The organism is Myxococcus dinghuensis (assembly GCF_024198235.1).
Lineage (GTDB): Bacteria > Myxococcota > Myxococcia > Myxococcales > Myxococcaceae > Myxococcus > Myxococcus dinghuensis.
Window position 1 is genome coordinate 58,055 of record NZ_JAKCFB010000018.1, and the last position, 16,897, is coordinate 74,951.

The 16,897-nt window shown below is 71.8% G+C and carries 16 protein-coding genes; 9 read left to right on the forward strand and 7 right to left on the reverse strand.

Annotated features, from left to right (window positions below):
- Positions 1 to 56: 56 nt before the first annotated feature.
- Together LZ198_RS23195 and LZ198_RS23200 are read left to right on the forward strand one after the other, a co-directional pair.
- Positions 57 to 2,129, forward strand: coding sequence for a sulfatase-like hydrolase/transferase (locus tag LZ198_RS23195; protein ID WP_253974210.1), 2,073 nt, complete (start codon positions 57 to 59; stop codon positions 2,127 to 2,129).
- Complete coding sequence (locus tag LZ198_RS23200) at positions 2,074 to 2,550, forward strand: PaaI family thioesterase (RefSeq protein WP_253974211.1); 477 nt, start codon at positions 2,074 to 2,076, stop codon at positions 2,548 to 2,550. The genes LZ198_RS23195 and LZ198_RS23200 overlap by 56 nt, the downstream gene beginning before the upstream one ends.
- An 86-nt stretch (positions 2,551 to 2,636) precedes the next feature.
- On the opposite strand, the gene LZ198_RS23205 is transcribed toward LZ198_RS23200, so the two are convergent.
- A complete protein-coding gene (locus LZ198_RS23205; protein ID WP_046712975.1) occupies positions 2,637 to 3,200 on the reverse strand; it encodes an NADH-quinone oxidoreductase subunit B in 564 nt (187 codons plus the stop codon).
- A gap of 6 nt (positions 3,201 to 3,206) precedes the next feature.
- Positions 3,207 to 3,578: an NADH-quinone oxidoreductase subunit A gene (locus LZ198_RS23210; RefSeq protein WP_234063724.1), complete on the reverse strand. Its 372-nt coding sequence runs from the start codon at positions 3,576 to 3,578 to the stop codon at positions 3,207 to 3,209.
- A 257-nt stretch (positions 3,579 to 3,835) separates the two neighbouring features.
- On the opposite strand from LZ198_RS23210, the gene LZ198_RS23215 reads away from it, so the two are divergent.
- On the forward strand, positions 3,836 to 5,401 hold the full coding sequence (locus tag LZ198_RS23215; RefSeq protein WP_253974212.1) for a methyl-accepting chemotaxis protein: 1,566 nt from the start codon (positions 3,836 to 3,838) through the stop codon (positions 5,399 to 5,401).
- Between the two features lie 86 nt (positions 5,402 to 5,487).
- Here LZ198_RS23215 and LZ198_RS23220 read toward each other — a convergent pair whose 3' ends face one another.
- Both LZ198_RS23220 and LZ198_RS23225 read right to left on the reverse strand, forming a co-directional pair.
- The gene (locus tag LZ198_RS23220) at positions 5,488 to 6,456 is read right to left on the reverse strand and encodes a deoxyhypusine synthase family protein (RefSeq protein WP_253974213.1); all 969 of its coding nucleotides are present in this window, start codon (positions 6,454 to 6,456) and stop codon (positions 5,488 to 5,490) included.
- Positions 6,457 to 6,633: 177 nt separating this feature from the next.
- The gene (locus LZ198_RS23225; RefSeq protein WP_253974214.1) at positions 6,634 to 7,452 is read right to left on the reverse strand and encodes a PHP domain-containing protein; all 819 of its coding nucleotides are present in this window, start codon (positions 7,450 to 7,452) and stop codon (positions 6,634 to 6,636) included.
- An 81-nt stretch (positions 7,453 to 7,533) separates the two neighbouring features.
- On the opposite strand from LZ198_RS23225, the gene LZ198_RS23230 reads away from it, so the two are divergent.
- From LZ198_RS23230 to LZ198_RS23250, 5 genes are all read left to right on the forward strand, one after another.
- A complete protein-coding gene (locus tag LZ198_RS23230; protein ID WP_253974215.1) occupies positions 7,534 to 8,004 on the forward strand; it encodes an RrF2 family transcriptional regulator in 471 nt (156 codons plus the stop codon).
- 11 nt (positions 8,005 to 8,015) lie between these two features.
- Positions 8,016 to 8,297, forward strand: coding sequence for a hypothetical protein (locus LZ198_RS23235; protein WP_253974216.1), 282 nt, complete (start codon positions 8,016 to 8,018; stop codon positions 8,295 to 8,297).
- Positions 8,298 to 8,356: 59 nt separating this feature from the next.
- The gene (locus tag LZ198_RS23240) at positions 8,357 to 9,580 is read left to right on the forward strand and encodes a deoxyhypusine synthase family protein (RefSeq protein WP_253974217.1); all 1,224 of its coding nucleotides are present in this window, start codon (positions 8,357 to 8,359) and stop codon (positions 9,578 to 9,580) included.
- A gap of 25 nt (positions 9,581 to 9,605) precedes the next feature.
- Positions 9,606 to 10,040 (forward strand): OsmC family protein, encoded by a 435-nt coding sequence (locus LZ198_RS23245; RefSeq protein ID WP_253974218.1) that lies wholly within the window; start codon positions 9,606 to 9,608, stop codon positions 10,038 to 10,040.
- A gap of 118 nt (positions 10,041 to 10,158) precedes the next feature.
- Complete coding sequence (locus LZ198_RS23250; RefSeq protein ID WP_253974219.1) at positions 10,159 to 10,689, forward strand: hypothetical protein; 531 nt, start codon at positions 10,159 to 10,161, stop codon at positions 10,687 to 10,689.
- A gap of 85 nt (positions 10,690 to 10,774) precedes the next feature.
- Here LZ198_RS23250 and speA read toward each other — a convergent pair whose 3' ends face one another.
- Positions 10,775 to 12,781 carry a biosynthetic arginine decarboxylase gene (gene speA, locus LZ198_RS23255; protein WP_253974220.1) on the reverse strand — a complete coding sequence of 669 codons (2,007 nt, stop codon included), beginning with the start codon at positions 12,779 to 12,781 and terminating at the stop codon, positions 10,775 to 10,777.
- A 227-nt stretch (positions 12,782 to 13,008) separates the two neighbouring features.
- On the opposite strand from speA, the gene clpX reads away from it, so the two are divergent.
- Positions 13,009 to 14,079 (forward strand): ATP-dependent Clp protease ATP-binding subunit ClpX, encoded by a 1,071-nt coding sequence (gene clpX, locus LZ198_RS23260; protein ID WP_253974221.1) that lies wholly within the window; start codon positions 13,009 to 13,011, stop codon positions 14,077 to 14,079.
- Here the strand turns inward: clpX and LZ198_RS23265 are convergent.
- Both LZ198_RS23265 and LZ198_RS43240 read right to left on the reverse strand, forming a co-directional pair.
- The gene (locus LZ198_RS23265) at positions 14,069 to 14,836 is read right to left on the reverse strand and encodes a CvpA family protein (RefSeq protein ID WP_253974222.1); all 768 of its coding nucleotides are present in this window, start codon (positions 14,834 to 14,836) and stop codon (positions 14,069 to 14,071) included. The two genes, clpX and LZ198_RS23265, sit on opposite strands and share 11 nt — an antisense overlap.
- Positions 14,837 to 14,864: 28 nt before the next feature.
- Positions 14,865 to 16,889, reverse strand: a complete 2,025-nt coding sequence (locus LZ198_RS43240; RefSeq protein ID WP_267145481.1) for a J domain-containing protein — start codon at positions 16,887 to 16,889, stop codon at positions 14,865 to 14,867.
- Positions 16,890 to 16,897 lie beyond the last annotated feature (8 nt).

Here is a 16,897-nt window from a genome sequence, read left to right on the forward strand (position 1 = left end):
GCCCCGGCCATGCCCGGCGGTGGCGGCTGTGACGCATCCGATATACACGCGGACCCATGTCCGAGTCCGCATCGTCCCCACTTTGGCGTCCCCTCGCCTGGCGCATGGCGCTGGGGGCGGGGCTGGGGTTGGGGCTGTTCGCGGCCGAGTCCTGGCTGCTCCTGCGCTCCGGCATGGTGGGCGTGGACATCCCGGTGGAGGGCCCCTACGCGGCGCTGATGGCGGCGGTGCGGCCGGTGCTGCCCGGGCTGCTCGCGCGCGTCGCGTCCGTCTACGTCGTGGCGGGCATGGCGCTCGCCGTGGCCGCGTGGGGGCTCGCGCGCGCGTGGGGGCGGGGCGGTGTGGGGGGAACGCTCGTCGGCTGGTGGGGGCTCGCCGCGCTGCTGGCGTGGGAGCGCGCCATCTCCCGGCCCGCGTTGTTCGACGACCTGCCGGCGGCGCGGCCGCTGTTGGCCTGGCTGGTCGACCATGGCGAGCCCTGGCACCCGCGCGCGGTGGCGGTGGTCCTCCTCCTGGTGCACGCGGGCGTGTTCCTCGCGCGTCGGGGGACGGGGCGCGCGCGGCTTCGCGCGGCGCTGGTGATGGCCGCGGGGCTGGCGGTGGTCGCGCTGGCGCGGGTGTGGCCCGAGTCCCGCGGGACCAAGCACCCGCTGGTGGTGCTCATCGGCATCGACGCATTCCGTCCGGACCGGCTGCGCTCCCAGGGCGGGTCGGGCGAGGTGGCGCCGCACGTGGAGCGCTTCCTGGAGGACGCCACGCTCTTCACGCGGGCCTACACGCCCATCGCCCAGACGGAGCCCGCGTGGCGCTCGCTGCTCACCGCGCGCTGGCCGCACGCGACGGGCGTGCGCTATCCGCTGACGGCCGAGTCGCGCATGCGGCTGCAGCCCACCTTCGCGCGGGCCTTCGACGACGCGGGGTGGCGCACGGTGTTCGCCACGGACTGCTCGCGCTTCCACACGGAGGGGCCCGCGTCCGGCTTCGTCACGAGGCTGCAGCCGCCGCGCGGCGCGGTGAACTTCCTCTTGGAGAAGCTGCGCTACCGGGCGCTCGGCGCGTTCGCGGACCAGGCGCTGGGCGCGGCCTGGGTGCCGGAGTTCGTCGACAACCGCGCGCTGGCGGGCATCCACGACCCCATGGGCTACGCGGAGCGGCTGGCGGCGCGACTGGTGGACGAGGCGGGGCAGGGGCCCACGCTGTTCGCGTTCCACGCCACCGCGGCGCACTTCCCGGGAGACCCCGTGCACCCGTTCCACCGGCGCTTCGTGCCCGCGTCGGAGCCCCTGGAGCGCCGGCTGCGCATGCACTTCGCGCCGGTGTCGCCGGGGGCGAAGGGGGGCTGGAACCGGCCGGGCGCGGAGGCGCTGTACGACGAGCTGCTGGCGCAGGCGGACGCGCAGGTGGGGCTGCTGCTCGAGGCGCTGCGGCGCACGGGGCGCTACGACGACGCGCTCATCGTCCTCATGTCCGACCACGGCGAGAGCTTCCACGAGGACCGGCCGGACCTCGCGGGCGCCACGCCGGTGCACGGCGCGCGGCTGTCGGAGGTGGAGAACCGCATCCTCCTGGCGGTGAAGCCGCCGGGCGGGCGGGGCGCGGCGCCCCGGGACGTCGACGCGCTGGTGCGCCTGGTGGACGTGGGTCCCACGCTCCTGGACTACGCCGGCCTGCCCGCGCTCCGGCGCGTGGACGGGGTGTCGCTCTCACCGCTGCTGCGGGGCGGGGACTGGGTCCCCCAGCGCCTGTACGCGGAGACGGGCTTCACCCACGTCGTCCCGGAGGTCTTCGACGCGGAGCACTGGCCCGGCGCGCCGCGCACCTTCGACGCGTACCGCATCCGCCCCGACGGCGTGGTGGAGATGGGCGAGTCCATCCACGCCGCGGTGCTGATGGAGAAGGACCGGGGCGTGTACGACGGGCAGCGCTGGTGGCTGGAGCGGCCTCGCGCGGATGGCACGCTGCGGCGCACGTGCGAGGGCGACTGTGAGGGGCCGGACGCGCTGGCGCTCGAGGCGTGGCTGGACGACGTGCGGGGCCGGACGGAGGAGGGGGACTCGCGTAAGGTGGCGGGCCATGTCGACGACCCCAGACGCCCCCTCGCTCCAGGAAGAGTACGCTCCACACAATAGCTGCTTCGGCTGTGGCCCGGCCAACGCGCAGGGCCTGCGCATCCGCAGCTTCGCGCAGGGCGACCTCGTCGTCGCCGAGTGGACCCCGGCGGAGCACCACCAGGCGTTCCCCGGCGTGCTCAACGGCGGCATCATCGGCGCGCTGCTGGACTGTCACTGCAACTGGACGGCGGCCTACCACCTGATGAAGGGGCAGGGCGCCTCCTCGCCCCCGTGCACCGTCACGGCGGACTACGCCATCACCCTCAAGCGGCCCACGCCCATGACGGGGCCGGTGCGGCTGGAGGCGAAGCCGGTGGAGATCCAGGGCGACCGCGCCGTCATCGAGGGCACGCTCACCGCGGGCGGGAAGGTGACCGCGCTGTGCCGGGGCACCTTCGTCGCGGTGAAGCAGGGGCACCCCGCGTACCACCGCTGGTAGTCGTCAAGAACGCCCGAAGCCCCGTGGCCATCCCTTCGAGAGGGACGGCACGCGGGGCCTCGGTGGTACGGCGTGGAGGTGACGGACTACTTGCCCATGGAGATGAGCAGGTCGTGCCGGGCCGCCGTGGGGTTCGGCTGCTCGCGGTCCGCGATGCGGTGGACCTGGTTGGCGATCTTGTCCTGGAGCAGCATGAGGCCGTCCAGCACCTGCTCCGGGCGGGGCGGGCAGCCGGGGATGTAGACGTCCACCGGCAGGATGCGGTCGATGCCCTGGAGCACCGCGTAGTTGTCGTAGAAGCCGCCCGAGGACGCGCACACGCCGAACGAGACGACCCACTTGGGCTCGGTCATCTGCTCGTAGACGCGCTTGAGGATGGGGGCCTGCTTCAGGTTGATGGTGCCCACCACCATCAGCAGGTCCGCCTGGCGCGGGGAGAAGCGCGGGAACTCGGCGCCGAAGCGCGCGATGTCGTGCCGGCTGGCCGCCACGGACATGTACTCCATGCCGCAGCACGCCGTCGCGTACGGGTAGGTGAACAGCGAATACTTGCGGGCCCAGCCCAGGCCCTTGGAGACCATCCGCTGGAAGAAGCCCATGGCCTCGTCGCGGCGGGTCGTCAGCACTGGAGCGATGTCTGCATCAGCCATGGTGTCTCAGCTCTCCCAATCCAGGGCGCCCTTCTTCCAGATGTAGATGAGGCCCACGACGAGCGTCGCCGCGAAGACCACCATCTCCGTGTACCCGAACCAGCCGAGCGCCTGGAAGTTCACCGCCCAGGGGTACATGAACACCGCTTCCACGTCGAACACGATGAACAACAGCGCGACGACGTAGAACTTCACCGCGAAGCGCTGACGCGCCGGTCCGCTGGACTCGGAGCCCGCCTCGAAGCTGGTGGACTTGATGGCGCTCGGACGCTTGGGGCCCAGCAGCGACGTGATGAACGGGATCGCGACGCCCATGATGCCGGCCAGCAGCAGCACCACCGCCAGGGGCAGGTAGGGCGAGAGGGGAGAGGGAGTCATCGCGCGCGGAACCTAATGACAGTGACTGCGCCATGTCAAAGGGAAAGTCCCCTGGCTGGCGCCGCAACCCCTTGAGATGACGACGAAAAGCGGGGCTTGTCCTCCGCGACGGCGGCCGGGCGGGCGCCAAGGCCCCGGATTCAGGTCGCCCGCAGGGCCTGGGGCCGGTCCCGGGGTTTGACGCTCCTGGCCACACACGCCTACCGTCGGCGCACGCCGGCGGCGCCGGCGATCAGTCTCACCGGGAGATGACAGGCATGTGGGGCCGGCTCGGCTTGCGGATGCAGGTGGCCATCGCGGTGCTCGTGCCCTGCCTCGCGGTGATGGGGCTGTGCATCTGGAACTTCTCCGCGCGGCAGCATGAGGTGGCCCTGGAGCTGCTCCAGCGGCGCGCCCGGGTGCTGGGCTCGCTCGTCGCGTCGCATCCGGCGACGCAGGACTGGGACGGCTCCGCGACCGCGAAGGAGCGGTTGGAGCAGGTCCTGGCGCAATTGGAGTCCCGCAGCCTCGAGGGCGGCGGTGGCTTCACGGTGAACTACCAGGGACTCCTGGGGGCGGACGGCAAGCCCGTCTACGAGCCGCTCGGCCGGGTGCCCGAGCATTCGCGCGGGCCCTCGGTGGTGCTGGCCCAGGGGTGCGCCAGTTCGCTCATCCCCCACCGCGAGGTGGTGGTGTGGTGCGCCAGCGGCGGGCGCACGTTCGTGATGGGGCTGGGGCTGGACGAGGCCAACGCCACCGTGACGGAGCTGAAGGGCTCCGTGGTGGTGGGGCTGGTGGGAGCGCTCCTGTTGGGCCTGCTGCTGGCGGCGCTCATCGGGCGGACCCTCGTCGAGCCGGTGGCGCAGGTGACGGACGTGGTGCGCGACGTGGCCCGGGGCGACGTGTCCCGCGCGGAGCTGGACGTGCCCGCGACGGGCGAGGTCCGGCTGATGGCGCAGTCCTTCAACCAGATGCTCGGCACGCTGCGGCTGACGGTGCTGGAGCTGGTGTCGCGCACGGAGCAGTTGTCCGGCGCGTCGCGCGGCCTCATGGGCGCGTCGGCGGACCAGGAGCACGTCATCAGCCAGCAGGCCGCGTACGCGCAGCAGATCGCCGCGACGTTCGAGGAGCTGAGCCGCACGGCGGAGCAGATCTCCAGCTCCACGGAGGTGGTGGAGTCGAGCGCCCGGCGCACGCACGAGGCGGTGGCCGAGGCCATGGCCGTGGTGGCGCAGGTGGTGGCGGGCATCAACGACATCCGCACCGAGTCAAAGGGCGTGGCGGACGCCATCGTCGGCCTCAACCAGGACCTCCAGCAGGTGTCGAAGATCGCCCACGTCATCAACCAGGTGGCGGAGCGCTCGGACCTCCTGGCGCTGAACGCGGCGCTGGAGGGCACCAAGGCGGGCGAGGTGGGGCGGGGCTTCTCGCTGGTGGCGGCGGAGATGCGCAAGCTGGCGGAGAACGTGTCCGCGTCCGCGCGCGACATCGGCCGCATCGTGGAGAAGGTGCAGGACTCCGGCGAGGAGGCGGCGTCGAAGGCCCGCGTGGGCATGGCCACCAGCGACCGGGGCGTGGAGGTGGCCGAGCAGGCCTCCTCCGTCTTCCAGCGCATCGTGGAGCTGGCGCGCGGCACCAGCGAGGCGGCGCGGCAGATCACCATCGCCACCCGCCAGCAGCGGCAGTCCAGCGAGCAGGCGGTGCAGGGCGCCCGCAACGTGGCGGAGCTGGTGAAGCAGGGCGTGGACGCCACCGGGCGCACCACGCGCATCGCCCAGGACCTGCAAGCAGTGGCCGAGGGGCTCACCGCCGTCACCGGCCGCTTCAAGACGACGCGCACCTGACGCCCCGGCTCCCCCCGCGCGTCGACGCGCCACGGGGCGAGGACGGGCCCTCCCCGACGAGCCCGCCCGCGCCTTGGTGCGCGCGGCTACTGGTCGAGCACGTAGGCGAACAGCAGGGGCGCGACGATGGAGGCGTCGCTCTCGATGATGTGCTTCGGCGTGTCGACGCCGAGCTTGCCCCAGGTGATCTTCTCGTTGGGGACCGCGCCCGAGTACGAGCCGTAGCTCGTGGTGGAGTCGCTGATCTGGCAGAAGTAGCCCCACAGCGGCACGCCGGTGCGGCGCAGGTCCTGGTGGAGCATGGGCACCACGCAGATGGGGAAGTCGCCCGCGATGCCGCCGCCAATCTGGAAGAAGCCCACGGAGGACCGGGGCGCGGTGTGCGTGTACCAGCCCGCGAGCGTCTGCATCGCCTCGATGCCGGTGCGCACCGTGTGGACGTTCCTCACGTCGCCGCCGATGCAGTGGCCGGCGTACATGTTCCCCAGCGTCGAGTCCTCCCAGCCCGGCACCCAGATGGGCAGGTCCTTCTCGCACGCGGCCAGGAGCCAGCTATTCCGCGGGTCGATCTGATACGCCCCCTCCAGCTTCCGGCTCCGGAGCACCCGGTACATGAACTCGTGCGGGAAGTAGCGCTCGCCGGAGGCGTCCGCCGCCATCCACTCCTTGATCACCACGGCCTCGATGCGGCGCATCGCCTCCATCTCCGGGATGCAGGTGTCGGTGACGCGGTTCATGTGCCGGCCGAGCAGCGCGAGCTCGTCCGCGGGCGTCAGGTCCCGGTAGTTCGGCACGCGCTCGTAGGCGTCGTGCGCGACGAGGTTGAACAAGTCCTCCTCGAGGTTGGCCCCCGTGCAACTGATGGCGTGCACCTGGTCCCGGCGGATCATCTCCGCCAGGGAGCGGCCCAGCTCGGCGGTGCTCATGGCGCCCGCCAGCGTCACCAGCATCTTCCCGCCGCCGTCGACGTGGCGGCGGTAGCCCTCGGCCGCGTCCACCAGCGCGGCGGCGTTGAAGTGGCGGAAGTGTGTCCTGCAGAAGTCCCTGATTCCCACGAGCGATGCTCCCGGCGACCACGAGGTACAGGCACGGGAGCTGTCGCCAGGGACACACCACGCCTGAACGCTCTACGGTCCAGACGGGCACCGCCATCGAAGCGTCGGGTGGCTCGGCTGGGGGCGGGTATAGACGCTCGCGTCGGGGGCCGCAACCCGCGTCGCGGCCCGCCGGCTTCAGGCGCTCGCGCGGGCCTTGAGCTTCTCGAACAGCTCGCGCGGCATGTCCGCCGAACCCAGCGTGTGCTCGGGGGCCACGGCCTCGCCGTGGAAGTCGCTGCCGGCGGTGGGGACCAGGTCGAACTCCCGGGCGAACCCCAGGTACTTCTTCCGGATGCCGGGGTTGGGGTCCCCCTGCTGCATCTCCAGCCCCGCGAGCCCCGCCTTCACCAGTTCGCGCAGCTCCAGCCGCTCCACCTTGGAGGCGGCCGGGTGGGCCAGCGTGGCGGTGCCTCCCGCCTTGCGGATGAGGCGGATGGCCGCGGCGCCCTCCAGCTTGAAGCGGTCCACCCACGCCATGCCCCGCGTGCCGAGGAAGCGGTCGAACGCGGCCTTCATGTCCACCGCCCACCCCTGGTCCACCAGCACGCGCGCCAGGTGCGGCCGGCCGAGCTGCGCGTCCCCGGCCACGCGGCGCACGTGCTCCATGCGCACCGGGAAGCCGAGCTGTTGCATCCTCGCCACCATCGCCTCCATCCGCTGCTCGCGCTCGGCGCGCAGCCGGGTGGCGAACCGCGCCAGGTCCTCGTCGTCCGGCCGCACGAAGTGCCCAAGGATGTGGACCTCCTTGCCCAGCACGAACGCGGACACCTCGATGCCCGGTACCAGCTCCACGCCGTGCGCGCGCGCCGCCTCGCTCGCGGCCCCGAGCCCCGCCACGGTGTCGTGGTCCGTCACGGCGAGCACCGTCACGCCGGCCGCGGCGGCGCGCGACATCAACCCGTCCGGCGTGTATTGCCCGTCGCTGGCGGTGGTGTGGGAGTGCAGGTCGATCACGTCGGGCTCCGGGCGGACGGTTGAAAGCCGCACTGTCGCGGCCTAGGCTCTGCGCCAAACCTGCTCACGACGTCAAGGGCGATGGCGCAGCATCCTCTCCAGATCTCACGGAAGATTGAGTACGGGCTGCGGGCCATGACGTTCCTGGCCTCCCAGCCCCTGGAGCGCATGGTGCCGTTCCGGGAGATCGCCCGCCGGATGGACGTCCCCGAGGACTTCCTGGCGAAGATCCTCAAGGTCCTCGTCTCCCGGAAGCTGGTGCGCTCCACCCGGGGCGCCCACGGGGGCTACGCGCTGTCGCGTCCCGCGCGCGAGGTGACGTTCCTGGACGTCATCGAGGCCGTGGAGGGCCCGGTCAACGTCAACGTCTGCCAGGACTCCCAGCACGACGGCTGCCGGGCGACCGGTAGCTGCACCATGTACGGCGTGTGGAAGCTGGGCCAGCAGCGGATGCTGGACGTGTACCGGGGCACCACGCTGGACCGTCTGGCGATGACGGAGCTGCGCGGCGCGACGCAAAGCGCCTCGCCCGGCGTCTCCGCCCGCGCCTAGACTGCCCGCCCATGGGCAAGAAGGACGCGTCGAGCATCGAGAACCGGGTGTACCTCTTCGAGTCGCTCGCCAGCAGCTACGTGGCGGCGGCCTCGGAGGCGCTGGGCTCCGACGACCCCGAGGAGCGCGAGCGCGCGCGGCGGGTCCTCGCGGAGCTGGCCTTCGTCTCCTGTGTGGTGGCGGACACCGGGGACCTCTCCCCGGAGGAGGTCCGCGACCGCCTCGTGAGCGCGCCGAGGCCCCCGCGCCCCGCGTCCCCTCCGCCGCCGCCGGGTCGGAAGCGCGACAAGTAGGGGGCGGGGCAGCAAGCGGTGCTCCCCTTGGCCGGCGGGCGGTGCTAGATGGCAGCGCCATGGCCAAGACCTCCTCGAACCCGAAGAAGTCCCTCCGCGCCGCCTACTCCGGCGCTCGCAAGGCGGACCCCCGCCCCATCACCGGCAAGGAGAAGCCGGCGGAGCTGCTGGCCCATGCCTTCAGTGCCTACGTGGGGCGCCAGGAGCGCACGGCCTTCGAGCTCATGTCCCAGTCGATGGAGCAGGACGCGTCCATCTTCCTGACGCTCTCCGGCGCGATGACGCCCGCCGGCCTGCACCAGAGCTGCCTGATTCCCCTCATCGAGAAGGGCGTCATCAGCGCCATCACCACCACGGGCGCCAACCTGTACCACGACGCCCACCGCATCATCGGCCACGCCATCCGCGAGGTGAACCCCAACGCGGGCGACCTCCAGTACCGCCTGGCGCGCATCATCCGCATCTACGACCTGGGCTTCTGGGAGGAGGCGCTGCTCGACACCGACCGCCTCTTCTCCGCCATCATCCGCGGCCCGGAGTTCCAGCGGAAGATGACCACGCCGGAGTTCCACTACCTGCTCGGCAAGGCCATCTACCAGATCGAGCGCAAGCTGGGCGTCAAGCAGCCCTCGCTCCTGTCCACCTGCTACAAGCACGCGGTGCCCATCTGGGTGGGCGCGGTGCAGGACGGCTCCATCTTCCTCAACATCGTCAAGCTCAAGCGCCTGCTCGGGGATTCATTCAAGTTCGAGCTCGACATCAACGACGACGTCTACTCCATGGCCGCGATGCAGCACTTCTGCCGGCACAACGGCAGCAAGCGGATGGCCATCTGGATCCTCGGCGGCGGCGTCCCCAAGAACTACACGCTCCAGGGCGAGCCGCTGCTGGATCAGATCCTCAACGTCCCCACGTCCGGCTTCGACATCGACGTGCAGTTCTGCGTGGACCCGGTGGACAACGGCGCGCTGTCCAGCTGTCCGGCCGGCGAGGGCCACACCTGGGGCAAGGTGTCCGTGGAGGCCGTGGAGTCGGGTTCGGTGTACTGCCACACCGACGTGACGGCGGTGTTCCCCTGGCTGACGCACGCGCTCTTGAGCGAGCCGAAGAACAAGCGCAAGCCCATGCGGCTGATGGACCGGCTGACGGACGCCATCGCCTTCCTGGACGCGGACGTGAAGAAGCGCAGCAAGTCGCTCATGAAGACGCTGGACTGGAGCGTGGAGGAGGCGGAGCCTTCCACGCAGAAGGACGCCAAGAAGCACGACGCGTTCGTCCGCTGACGCGCTTCCCCGCGAGGAGACCGACATGAGCCAGCAGCAGCCTGCCGCCACCGGCGTGGTGATGACCCTGGTCAGCCACCCGCAGTTCAAGACGCAGCTCACCCACGGGCCCTCCGGCTCGGCGTTCGCCACCGAGGCGCCGCGCGACAACGGAGGCACGGGCGGCAGCTTCTCGCCCACGGACCTGGTGGGCGCCGCGCTCATGTCCTGCGCCGTGACGACGATGCACCTGTTCGCCTCCCGCGAGGGCATCGCCCTGGGGGAGATCCGTGCCCGGGTGGAGAAGCGCATGACGCCGCCGCCGCGCCGCATCGGCGAGCTGGTGCTGGACATCCAGATGCCGGCGGGCCTGTCCGCCGAGCACCGCGCCCGCCTGGAGCAGGTGGGCCGCGAGTGCCCGGTGGCGCGCAGCCTCCACCCGGACGTGAAGCTGCCCCTGTCGTTCTCGTACCCGGACTGACGGCCGGTCGCTCGGCCGCTCCACGGAGGTCCCGGCGGGCCGTCGCTGCCGGGGGCCTCCCCCGTGTCCACCCTTCCCCCAGCGAGCGCCGCGGCGCCGCGCGACCTGGGGGACCGTCATGGACGCGAAGCGGCTGGGCATCTACCTCAGTGACCACCACGCGGGCGCGATCTCAGGCCTCGAGCTCGCGAGGCGCACCGAGCGCGAGAACCACGGCAACCCGGTGGGCCACTTCCTCGCGGACCTCCTCCCGGAGCTGCGCGAGGACCTGGCGCTGCTCGTCGAGGTGATGAAGGTGTTGGAGGTGCGCGCGGACGCCCTCAAGTCGCGCGCCGCGTGGCTGCTGGAGAAGCTGGCGCGGCTCAAGCTCAACGGCACGTGGGTGCGCTACTCGCCCCTGAGCCGGCTGGTGGAGCTGGAGGCGCTGTGCTCGGCCATCGAGGGCCGGCTGTCGCTGTGGAGCACGCTGGCGCGGCTCCAGGGACAGGACCCCCGGCTGGCGCGCTTCGACTTCGTGGCCCTCATCGCCCGGGGGGAGATGCAACTGCTCGCGCTCCAGCGGCTGCGCGCGCTCGCCGCGGACGTGGCCTTCTCCGACGAGCCCATGCCGCTGGGCTCCGGCGAGGAGCCCGCCATCGCCAGCTACTAGCCCCCTGAAACACCGCGCCCCCCGACGCGCGAGGGCGGCGGAGGGCGGGGGCTTCCACGGGGCCGGGCCGGGGGCCCGGGGCGGCTCAGGTGCCCGAGGGCGAGACGGGCGGACGGCTCGCGTCCGGCTGCGGGACCAGGCGCAGCTGGCTGGCGTTGGAGGCGAAGCTCGCGTCCACGCCCCGCTCCAGGTACGTGTAGCCGGACAGGCCGTCCTCGTACATGCGCAGCAGGTTGCGCGACTCGTCCAGGGAGATGCGGCCCTGGCGCAGCGCCAGCTCCGTGAACTTGCGCAGCCGCGCGACGAGGTCGTCCTTGTTGTAGCTGACGTAGTTGAGCACCTCCGTCACCGTGTCGCCAGCCACCACGTGGTCGATGAGGTAGCCGCCGTTGGGCGCCAGCGACACCTGCACGGTGTGCGTGTCGCCGAAGAGGTTGTGGAGGTCGCCGAGGATCTCCTGGTACGCGCCGACCAGGAAGATGCCCAGGTAGTAGTCGTCGTCGTTGAGCGCGTGCAGCTCCAGCGCGTCCTTCACCTCGCGCTTGTCGATGAAGTGCTCGATCTTCCCGTCCGAGTCGCAGGTGATGTCCGCCAGCGTCGCGCGCCGCGTCGGCTTCTCCGCCAGCCGGTGGATGGGCATCATCGGGAAGAGCTGGTCGATGGCCCACGAGTCCGGCAGCGACTGGAACACGGAGAAGTTGCAGAAGTACGTGTCGCTGAGCGCCTTCTCCAGCGTGTCCAGCTCCTCCGGGATCTCGCCCGCCTCCTTCGCGATGCGCATGATCTTGTGGCAGGTGGCCCAGTAGATGTTCTCCGCCGCCACGCGCTGCTCCAGCGACAGGTGGCCCAGCGAGAAGAGGGTGAGGCTCTCCTCCTTGGCGTCCTGCGCGTCGTGCCACGCCTCCAGCAGGTTCTTGTTCGTCACCTCGCGGAAGGTGGACAGCAGGTTGCGCACGACGGACGGCGCCTTGTCGTCCACCTTGTCCGGCACGTGCGCGGGGTCGAACTCGCTGGTGCCCAGCACGTCCACGACCAGCACCGCGTGGTGCGCCACCACCGCGCGGCCGGATTCGGAGACGAGCGTGGGGTGCGGCACGCCCGCGCGATCACACGCCTCCATCACCCCGAAGACGACGTCGTTGGCGTACTCGTCCGTGGTGTAGTTCATGGACGAGGCGAAGTTCGTCTGCGAACCGTCGTAGTCCACGCCCAGGCCGCCGCCCACGTCCAGGTACTTCAGCGGCGCGCCCTGGCGGGCCACCTCCACATAGAAGCAGCCCACCTCGCGCAGCGCGTTCTTCACGTTGCGGATGTTGGAGATCTGGCTGCCCAGGTGGAAGTGCAGCAGCTCGAAGGAGGGCAGCAGGCCCGTGTCCTTCATGAAGCTGATGCAGCTCATCAACTCCGACGAGGAGAGGCCGAACTTGGAGCGGTCGCCACCGCTGGCCTCCCACTTGCCGGCGCCGCGCGTGGACAGCTTCACGCGCATGCCCAGCCGCGGGTTGATGCCGGTGCGGCGCGCCACCTCGGCGATGAGGGGCAGCTCGCTGGGCTTCTCCACCACGAGGATGACGTTGCGGCCCAGGCGCGAATAGAAGAGCGCCGTCTCGATGTACTCCTCGTCCTTGTAGCCGTTGCAGATGACGAGCGCGTCCTCGTTCTCCAGGAGCGCCATCACCGCGAGGAGCTCCGGCTTGCTGCCCGCCTCGAGGCCGTAGTTGTAGCCCTTGCCCGCCTCGATGATGGTCTCCACCACGTAGCGGTGCTGGTTCACCTTGATGGGGTACACGCCCCGGTAGCCGCCCTTGTAGCCCTGGTCGGCCATGGCCTTGCGGAAGGCCTCGTTGAGGTGCACGACGCGGTGGCGCAGCACGTCCGTGAAGCGCAGCAGCAGGGGCAGGCCGATTCCGCGGCGCCGCACCTCGTCCACCAGGTCCTTGAGGTCCATGCTGGGCGCCTGCGGCCCATCGGGATGGATGCAGACGTGGCCCTTGTCGTTGATGCCGAAATAGGGCGAGCCCCAGTTCCGGATTCCATAGAGCTCGTGGGCGTCAGCGAGGGTCCAACGGTGCGGAGGGGCGTTTGCGGGCATCGGTGGTTCGAGGCTCCCGGAAGGATGAGGAGGTTGACTCCAGTCAACACTGGAGGGGCGCGGGAACTATAGGAAAGGACCCCCGCATTCAACAGCCGCCTGAAGGGAGGACGAGCTTGCAAGCAGGCGGACTCCCCGGGCCCCTGTCCTGGCGGGCGGACCTTCCATCCAATACCTACCCTTCCCGGGGAGTGTCGGGAGGACGCGTGGACAGGAGGGAAGGGTACATGGAGTCGTCCGCACGAAGGGAAGAAGCGCCGCTGACCCCACGGGAGATCTACAAGCGGCTGGACCGCTACGTCATCGGGCAGGACGCCGCCAAGCGCGCGGTGGCCATCGCCGCCCACAACCACCTCAAGCGGGTGCAGGCGCGAAAGCTCCGGCGCCACTCCCTCATCAAGAAGTCCAACATCCTGCTCATCGGCCCCACCGGGAGCGGGAAGACCCACATCGCCCGCAACCTGGCGGAAATCCTCCACGTCCCCTTCACCACCGTCGACGCCACCGAGTACACGGAGGCCGGCTACTACGGGAAGGACGTGGAGGTGATGGTGTCCGACCTGCTGCTCAAGGCGAACCACTCCGTCGAGGACACGCAGCGGGGCATCATCTTCGTGGACGAGGTGGACAAGATCGCCCGCCGCTCGCAGGGCGCCCGCAACGGCGCGGGCAGCCGCGACATCGGCGGGGAGGGCGTCCAGCAGGCCCTCCTCAAGCTCCTGGAGGGGCGGGAGGTCTACGTCCCCCTGAATGTCACACAGGCGTGGAACAAAAGTGACTTCGTCCAGGTGGACACCCGGGACATCCTCTTCATCTGCGCGGGGACCTTCAGCGACCTGCACGACTCCGGCGACGAGCCGGGGCGGCGGCTGGGCTTCGGCGCGGACGACGGGGCGAGGCACCCCCGCCGGCGCATCAGCACGAAGCAGCTGGTGGAGTTCGGGATGCTGGCGGAGTTCCTGGGGCGCCTGCCGGTGGTCGTCCAACTGGACCTGCTGGGCGAGACGGAGCTCATCCGCGTGCTGACGGAGCCGCCGGACGCCATCGTCCGTGAGTTCCGCGAGCTGCTGGCCATGGACGACATCGAGCTGGAGTTCGAGGACGCGGCGCTGCGCGAGGTGGTGCGCTACTCGGCGTCGCGCGGCCTGGGCGCGCGCGGCCTGCGCTCCATCCTGGAGCACGTCATGGCGGACATCATGTTCGAGGCGCCGGAGCGCCGGCGGCGCCAGGTGACGGTGGACGGGGAGCTGGTGCGCGGGCGGCTGGCGGGCCTGGACTCGGTCCAGCTCAGCGTGTGACGTCGTCCACGTCCTCGGAGGCCCGGGCGGCGGCGCCCAGGCGGGCGGCCACGTCCGGGTCCTGGATGAGCTGGAGCACCAGGTCGTTGCGCAGGAGCGCCGCGGTGTCCCCGCGCAGCATGGCCTGCTTCACCTTGTCGTCCTGGAGCAGGCGCAGGAAGCGCGGGTCCTTGCGCAGCGCCTTGTAGGCCGGGTCGTCCTTGAGGTGCGAGGCGCGCTTGGGGTCCCCGGACGCCTTCGCCACCGCCACCATGTCCTCCATGGGGGCGAACTGGGTCATCTCGAAGAGGTTGTAGCGGTGGGCCGCCTTCGCCGCGAGCGAGTCCTGGGGGGACACGTCGATGCGGCGCCCCGCGACGACGACGTGCTGCTCGAAGAAGGCGAGCGCGCTGAGCACCACCCACGCGATGGCCGCCATCTTCCCCGCGCCCAGCACGAAGCCCAGGAGGCGGTCGACGCTCCGGTCCTCGTTGGCCTGCCCCGTGGCCAGGAAGCGCTGCAGCAGCGCCCCCAGCGCGTAGCGCACGGACAGCCACACGACGAGGAAGACGAGGAAGGTGCCCAGCACCGTGCCCAGCAGCAGCGGACCGTCCAGCGCGGCCGCGAGCCGGGGCGCGGCGAGGGGACCCAGCCGGTGCGAGGCGAAGTACCCCAGGCCCAGGCCCACCCAGTTGGCCACCTGCCGGGAGGCGCCGGTGAAGGCGCCGATGAGGCCGAAGAACAGCACCAGGCCCAGGATGATGAGGTCGATGACCATGAAGCCCCGAGGGCGCTCCCGTGGAACGTCAGCGGATCTTGAAGGAGTCGCCCTTGGCCTTGGACTCTTCCTGCAGGCGCTTCTGTGCCTCCGTCAGGCCCTCCTTGTAGCGCGCGTTGGCGGGCTCGTAGGTGAGGGCCATCTTGAGGTTGCGCTCGGCGGCGGCCCAGTTGCCTCCGTCGATGTCCTTCTGGGCCTGCTGGTAGAACTGGCGCCCCTTGGGGTGGGTGCCGATCTGCTCCTCCTGCTCCTTCTTCACGGCGGCCTTCGACTCCGCCTCGGAGGCCTCGGTGAAGCGCAGCTTCTGGGCCCGCTCCGGCCCCGTCACGTCCACGATGTACTTCTTGCGCTTCGTGTCGTCGCGCAGGACGTAGTACGCCTCGGTGACGCGCTTGTAGAGCTCGTTCACCAGCTCCTTGAGCTCCTTGGACTCCAGTTGGAAGAAGCGGTCCGGGTGGTACGTGCGGCTCTCCCGGTAGAAGGCCTTCTTGATGTCCGCGGGGCTCGCCGACCTCTCCAGCACCAGCACCTCGAAGTAGTCGAGCTGGTCGAGCTTCGCGCAACGCGATTGCAGGTCGGCGAGCTGGTTCGCGTCCAGGCCCGCGCCCTTCGCGCCCGGGGGTGGAGGCGGCGGGGACAGCGCGCCAGGCGGCGGAGGCGGCGGCACCACGGGCGCCACGGAGGGGACGGCCGGGGCGATGGGGGGCACGACCGGGGCCATCGCCGGGACCTTGGGCGCGGCCACGGGGGCGACGCCTGGGACGGCGGGCGCGAGCGCCGGCAGTGACATGGTGGGCCGGGCGCCCGGCCGGGGCTGCGCGGCGGAGGGAGGCGGCGGAGGCGGAGCCACCTGTCCCACGGCGAGCGTGGGGGGAGGCCGGGTCCCCGCTGCTGGCGTCCGACCCGCGGCGGGCGGCGCGCCCGTGGCGGGCGCGATGCTGGGGACGGCCGGCGCGATGCTCGGGACCGTGGGGACCGGCGCGGTGGTGCGCGGGGGGACCTCCGGGGCGGTGCGGTGCGGCACGGGGGCGGGAGTGGTCGGCGCGACGCGCGGCGGCGTGGGCACGGACACGCCCTGGGGCCGCGTGGTGGCGTTCGGCGCCACGGGAGGTGTTCCCGGACGCGCGGCGACCGGTGCGACGGCGGGCACGGTGCCGGAGGGCCGGAGCGCCGCCGCGGGAGGCGGCGGAGGCTGGGCGCCACCTGGCACCTGGGGAGCGCCCGCGGGCACGCCGCGAGGCGTCCCAGGGGGCTGAGGCGGCTGGGCCGTGCCCGTCACCTGAGGGAGCCCGGCGGGGGGGCCACGCGGCGTGCCAGGGGGAGGCTGGGCGGCGCTCGTCACCTGCGGGAGCCCGGCGGGGGGGCCGCGCGGGGCGGCTGGAGGCGGCGGCTGGGCGGCGCTCGTCACCTGCGGGAGCCCGGCGGGCGTGACTGGGAGAGGCTGAGCCGTGCTCGGTACCTGGGGAAGCCCGGCGGGCGTGCCGCGCGGAGCGCCTGGAGGCGGCGGTGGCTGGGCCGCGCCGGTCATCTGCGGGAGCCCCGCGGGTGTGCCGCGAGGCGGAGGCGGCTGGGCCGCGCTGGTCACCTGGGGGAGCCCCGTGGGCGCGCCGGGCTGGGGCCGAGGCGGTGTCGTGCCCGCGGCCGTGCTTCCGGGCACCCCAGAGGCTTGGGGCGGCGCGGGAGGGCGCGCTCCTGGCGCCACCGGGGCGGGCGTGGGGCGCGTGCCGGGGGCGGTGATGGTGGGCATCGCCGACACGGTGGGCCGCGAGCCCGCGGGCTGCTGGGGCGCGGCCGGAGCCGCCGTGACGGCGGGCATGACCGGCACGGTGGGGCGGGGCGGGGCGGCCGAGGCCGGAGCCGCGACTCCAGGCGAGCGCGAGCCTGCCGGCGGCTGCGCGGTGCCCGGCGCCTTCGGGGCGGGCGCGGGGACGGCGGGCAGCGGCCCGGGCGTCTTCGCGGTCATCCGGGGAATGGCCGGTCGAGCGGGCGCGGCGGGCGGCCCTGGCGGTGCTCCCGGCGGCTTGCCGGAGCTGGGGTCGGAAGGCTCGGACATCGCGGTTG